Annotated in this window: 1 protein-coding gene; it reads right to left on the bottom strand. The window is 68.2% G+C overall.

All coding sequences use genetic code 11. The features are described 5' to 3' along the window. The coding region (locus ACLEQD_RS44780) for a hypothetical protein (RefSeq protein WP_410391976.1) at positions 1-683 on the bottom strand (683 nt) is incomplete at both ends.

Below are 683 nucleotides of genomic sequence, written 5' to 3'. Positions count from 1 at the left end.
CTCGCGGGAAGAAGCCCGCCTTCGCGCAGAGGAAGAGGCTCGGCTCGCAGAAGAGGCACGGCTGCGCGCAGAGGAAGAAGCTCGGCTCGCTGAAGAAGCTCGACTCGCCGAGGAAGAACGCCTCCGTGCGCTTGAGGAAGCACGGCTGGCTGAGGAGGCCCGGCTCGCCGAAGAGGCTCGCCTCGCCGAGGAGGCTCGCCTTGCTGAAGAGGCCCGACTTCACGCGGAGGAAGAGGCTCGCCTCGCCGAAGAAGCCCGACTCGCGGAAGAGGCGCGTCTGGCCGAAGAGGCCCGCCTGGCCGAAGAGGCTCGGCTCGCGGAGGAGGCCCGTCTTCGCGCTGAGGAAGAAGCTCGCTTCGCTGAAGAAGCGCGACTTCAGGCGATTGAAGAGGCTCGCCTCGCCGAAGAGGCGCGACTCGCCGAGGAAGAACGCCTCCGTGCGCTTGAGGAGGCTCGGATCGCCGAGGAGGCTCGCCTTCGTGCAGAAGAAGAGTCCCGGCTTGCGGAAGAGGCTCGCCTTCGTGCCGACGAGGAAGCGCGAGTAGTCGAAGCCGCGCGGCTCGCGGAAGAAGCACGGCTGGCAGAGGAGGCTCGCCTCGCGGAAGAGGCTCGGCTCCGTGCGGAGGAAGAAGCTCGGCTCGCCGAAGAGGCTCGCTTGGCGGAGGAGGCCCGACTCGCCGAAG

The sequence above is a fragment of the Corallococcus sp. 4LFB genome (genome assembly GCF_046520365.1).
In the GTDB taxonomy this organism is placed as follows: Bacteria; Myxococcota; Myxococcia; order Myxococcales; family Myxococcaceae; genus Corallococcus; species Corallococcus caeni.
Note: the sequence above shows the minus strand (reverse complement) of the source record. Positions and strands in the feature narration are given on the sequence as shown.